At 29.5% G+C, this 4,858-nt stretch carries 5 protein-coding genes; all 5 read left to right on the top strand.

The annotated features are described in order from the left end of the window. Positions 1-87: 87 nt before the first annotated feature. Entirely contained in the window at positions 88-327 is a 240-nt protein-coding gene (locus DES33_RS09350) for a hypothetical protein (protein WP_110058815.1), read from the top strand. Further along, entirely contained in the window at positions 314-2,725 is a 2,412-nt protein-coding gene (locus DES33_RS09345; protein ID WP_110058814.1) for a leucine-rich repeat protein, read from the top strand. The genes DES33_RS09350 and DES33_RS09345 overlap by 14 nt, the downstream gene beginning before the upstream one ends. Positions 2,726-2,739: 14 nt before the next feature. Next, positions 2,740-3,600, top strand: coding sequence for a CD1107 family mobile element protein (locus tag DES33_RS09340; protein ID WP_110058813.1), 861 nt, complete (start codon positions 2,740-2,742; stop codon positions 3,598-3,600). 73 nt (positions 3,601-3,673) lie between these two features. Further along, the gene (locus tag DES33_RS09335; RefSeq protein ID WP_110058812.1) at positions 3,674-4,285 is read left to right on the top strand and encodes a DUF6088 family protein; all 612 of its coding nucleotides are present in this window, start codon (positions 3,674-3,676) and stop codon (positions 4,283-4,285) included. Further along, positions 4,278-4,858, top strand: a 581-nt coding sequence (locus DES33_RS09330; RefSeq protein ID WP_146199880.1) for a nucleotidyl transferase AbiEii/AbiGii toxin family protein, incomplete at its 3' end; no start/stop codon positions are given. The genes DES33_RS09335 and DES33_RS09330, both read left to right, overlap by 8 nt.

The following is a 4,858-nucleotide window of genomic DNA, read 5'->3' as shown; positions in this document are numbered from 1 at the left end:
TCCAATTCAATACACATCAATAAATTCAAAATATTGGAAATCACACTTTTATGGTTTTGGAAGACCAAGATAGAAGGGAGATATTATGTGAACAGAAAGCTTATAAGTATTAGGAACAAAAAGAAAAAAATAGAAGAGAAGTTGAAAGATTTAAATGCAAAATACAAGGAAATTTGCGATGAAGAAATAAAAGTTGAAAATGAAGAAATAATTGTAACTCTTAGGAGGAACAATATTAGCTTGGAAGAATTAATGGAGAAAATCAATGATAGAAAAAGAGAAGAAAAATTAAAAGTAAAGGAGAATATTCATAATGAAGAAATTTAACACGAACAGACTAAGAGCCTTTTTTATGGCTCTTTTATTAGTTTTAACATCAACTGTGCATACAAGTGCGTTTGCAAAGTCTGATGTTACTTGGACGGAAGATGATTTTATTTACCATCAAGGAGATAAGACTCATGTAGCAGGACTAAGTAAAACAGGGTGGGAAAAAGCAGAGAAAACTCAAGAAATTAAGTTTTTAGAAGGTACTAAAACCATAGGATATATAAATAGTTCTGGTTACTCACAAAATATGTTTGATATTCCTAGAATATCAAAGTTAAAAGATTTGAAGATTACTCTACCAGAATCTTTAGAAACAATTAAGAGCAACTCTTTTGTATATTGTCCAATAAGAGAAATTAAATTGCCAAGCAATTTAAAAACAATTGAAAGTTGGGCATTTAACAATACAAATTTAGAAGAAATCTATATTCCTGATTCAGTAACAAACCTTGGTGGTGCTGCTTTTAGAGAAAATAAGATAAAAAGAGCTAGACTTCCAAAAGGGTTAAAGGTTATAAAAGATGGATTATTCTTTGAAAACGAACTAGAAGAAATTGATATTCCAGATAGTGTTGAAGTTATTGAAGGTGGAGCTTTTTATAAGAACGCATTAAGGAGAATTAATGCACCAAGCAATCCTAAACTTAATAATACTGGAGCTAAATTAATAGGGAATCAAGTTGTAGAATATAGACCAAAACAAAATCCGTTCTATCTTAATAATCTAGGATATAATGGAGAACTTGGAATTTCTAATTACAAAAATCTAATCAAAAATGAAGATGGAGGATTGACATTTCCAAAAGATGTAGAAATGGTAGAATTGGACTTTTCAGTTCCAAAATACTACTATTCAGGAACTATCAAGATTTACAATCCAAATAAATATTCCATTGATACTCAAACGGATCTAACAGGACAAGATATTGATGAAAAGGATAATAAGATTGATGATTTAACTAAAAACATTAAGGACTTAGAAAATCAGATCAAAGACTTAAATGATAAGAAACAAGAAGACCAATCAAAGATAGATGAATTAAAGGAAAAGTTAGAATCTTGCAAAGATAACGGAGAGAAAATAAAACAAGAAAAAGCTAAGCTAGAAGAAGAGATTAGAGATAAATATAATAAGATTGCTCAATTGAATAAAGAAATTGAGGATCTTAAAAACTCTAATAATGATGAACTAATAGCAGAAATTACTCAGCTTAAAGATGAATTAAAAAGATTACAAGATGAAAATGCAAAACTAAAAGAAGATTATTCATCTACAAAATGGGAGTTAGAAGCTGAGAAAGAGAAGACCGACAAAAACGAAAATAAAATCAAAGAAATGCAAGAAAAGCTCGAGTCTTTAGAAGGAGAACTAGCAAGGAAGACTAAAGAAATAGAGGATAAAGATAATAAAATTAAGGACTTAGAAAAAGCTCTTGATGAAAAAGATGCTAAGATAAAAGACCTTGAGTCTAAAAAGAAAGAGACAGAAAATTCTAAGTCAGAATGCTGTAAGAAAATTGAAGAGCTTCAAAAGGCTATTGATAGTTTAAAAGAATCTTCTGAAAATACAAAAAAAGAATTAGAAGAGAAGATTAAAGGATTAGAAGATAAACAAAAAGCTTCTGAAGAAGAAATTAAAAAGCTAAAAGAAGATTTAGATAAGAAAATTGAAGAAGCAAAGAAGTTAATAGAGGAAGCAAATAAAAAAGCGAAAGAAGAAATTGAAAAACAAACTAAAGATGAAAAAGATAAAAATCTAAATCAAGACTTATCTAAAAAATTAGATGAACTTCTAAAACTCCAAAAAGAAAATAAAGAGAAGAAAGAAGATGAGAAATCTCAAGACAAAAAGTGGGACGAAATTTTGAAAGCTGATGACAAGAATATCCTAAATCAATTTGATCTTAATAAGATGAAAAAACAAGGTGAAAAACAAGTTAAAGATGAAAAAGAATTTGCAGTTTTCCAAGTAGACAAAAACTTTTATAACATTATCAATAAAGATGGTAAGACAACAGTCTACATGGATGTAAAGACTTATGTAGACCAAGGAAGAACTATGATTCCAGTAAGATATATTGCTTATACTCTAGGTTTTAATGTTGAGTATGACAACTCTACTCGTGAAGCCATTTTCTCAAATAAAGAGAATAATATCTTAGCTAAAAAGACATTAAGACTAAATATTGATACTGGTATTATGAAAGATTCAGATGGAAAGGTCTACAATTCAGATGTTAAGCCAGTGATTATAAATGGAAGAATTCATGCTTCAATTTCAAATATTGCCAAAGCTTTCGGAGCTAGTCATGGAGATATTAAAGATGGTAAAAAGCAAACAATAGAATGGGATAATACTAGAAAAGCAGTCTATGTATTTAAAAATGTAAAATAAGAAAGGATAGAAAAATGAATAAGAGCATTAAACGAGGAGTAGCCATAGCGTTACTCCTTTTTACATTTACAGTACCAGCAACTACATTTGCGATGACAAATGAAGGACAAATTGAAAGTCAAAACGAATCAATCTATGAACCACAAAAAGAAGAATTTGAGAAAATGTTGAAAGATGATGTTTTTACACCGTCAAAAGAAGAAATTCCTTATCAAGATGTTCCAAGAATACCAGGAAATATAAGTGAAGCAAATAAGCCTTCAAATAATCCTCCTAAGAAAACACCACTTGTAAAAGGTGGTAATACAAAGGCAGTAAATAATCTTGCGACACAAGAAAATAAGGCAAGAGGTTCAGTAATTGAAAATGTAGATAGGAATGGAAAAGATATTACACCAAGTGGAGATACAGAAAAAGATAAAGAAAATCCAGTAGATGTAAGACAATTTTTAACATTTCAAACCAAAAGTGGAAAAACCATGCACCTAATAGTAGATCACTCATCAAATCAAGATAATGTAAGGCTATTGACAGAAGTAGGAGAGCAAGACCTACTTAATATGATTGAATCAGAAGATAAAAACACTATAAAGGTTGAAGAGCCTAAGAAAGAAGAAGTAAAAAAAGAAGAACCTAAGACTGTTCCAGTAAAAGAAGAAAAGAAAAGCGGGATAGATTCATTTCTAATTGTTGCACTTGTAATTGGAGGAGTTATAGGAGCAGGATATTATTTTAAAGTAGTCAAAGCTAAGGAAGATAAAATGTTGGATGACTTTGAAGAAGATGATGAGGATTATATTAGTGAGTCAGAAGATGAATCTGACAATGAAGAAAGTCATGAAGAATCTTTAGATGAAGATGATGAACTATTATAAAGATATGAAATTTAAGTACAATTGAACTTTTGTCCCAGATATGATATGATATTTGGGACAAAGGAGGATTGTAATGAGTTCATATACAGAAAAAATATCAGATAAAATAAATGATTTTGACTCACATAAAGTATTTTTTGCTAATGACTTTTTAGATATTGCTTCTTATGAAACTGCTAGAAAGACATTGAATAGAATGGTAAATGAAGATAAAATCAAGCGTGTCATTGATGGCTTTTATTACAGTCCAAGATATAGCGAGTTAATTGGAGAGTACGAAGCAGTATCAATTCACGAGTTAGCACTTGCCATAGCAAGAAAATACAATTGGAATATTGCTCCCTATAATAGCACAGCCTTAAACTTATTAGGACTTTCCACACAAGTTCCAACTCACTATAAATATATATCTAGTGGAAGATATAAGGAATATAAAATTGGAGATACCATTTTAGAATTTAAAAAAGTAAATCCAGGAGAAATTGCCAATATGTCCCTAAAGACTGCAACAGTTATTCAAGCAATTAAGTCTCTAGGTAAAGAAAATATAACCAGCGAAGTTATACAAAATATAAGAGAAAACTTAACTGAAAAAGAAAGAAAAGACTTAAAGAATGAGTCAAAATCAGTTCCATCATGGATATATGAAGTAATAAGAGAAATTTGTGAGGGCAAAAATGAATAAGTTTTATATAGTAAACAAGGACGATTTAAGAGTTTTAATAGTCAATACTGCAAGAAAGAAAAATATATCTGAAGCAGTCATTGAAAAAGACTATTGGGTTAGTTTTATCTTAGACTATCTATTTAATGAAAATAAATGGAAAGAATATTTTACTTTTAAAGGTGGCACATCACTTTCAAAGTGTTATGGACTCATTGAAAGATTTTCTGAAGATATAGATCTAATCTTAGATTGGCGAGTATTAGGATATGAAGAAAAAGAACCATGGTTAAAAAGGTCAAATACCAAGCAAGATAAATTTAACAAAGAAGTTAATGAAAAGACAGAAGTATTTTTAAAAGACCAATTTTTAAAAGTTTTAGAACAAGATTTAAAGGACATGGACTTTGAATTTTCCATAGATACAATAGACCCACAAACAATTCTATGTAAATATCCTAAAATCTTTGAATCTAATTATTTAACACAAAATATAAGGCTTGAAATAGGAAGCCTTGCAGCATGGACACCTGCAATTGAAGTGGAAGTTTTGCCGATAATTAGCGAAGCCTACCCAAATATATTTAAAGAAAA

Source organism: Finegoldia magna (assembly GCF_003182075.1).
GTDB lineage: Bacteria > Bacillota > Clostridia > Tissierellales > Peptoniphilaceae > Finegoldia > Finegoldia magna.
Note: the sequence above shows the minus strand (reverse complement) of the source record. Positions and strands in the feature narration are given on the sequence as shown.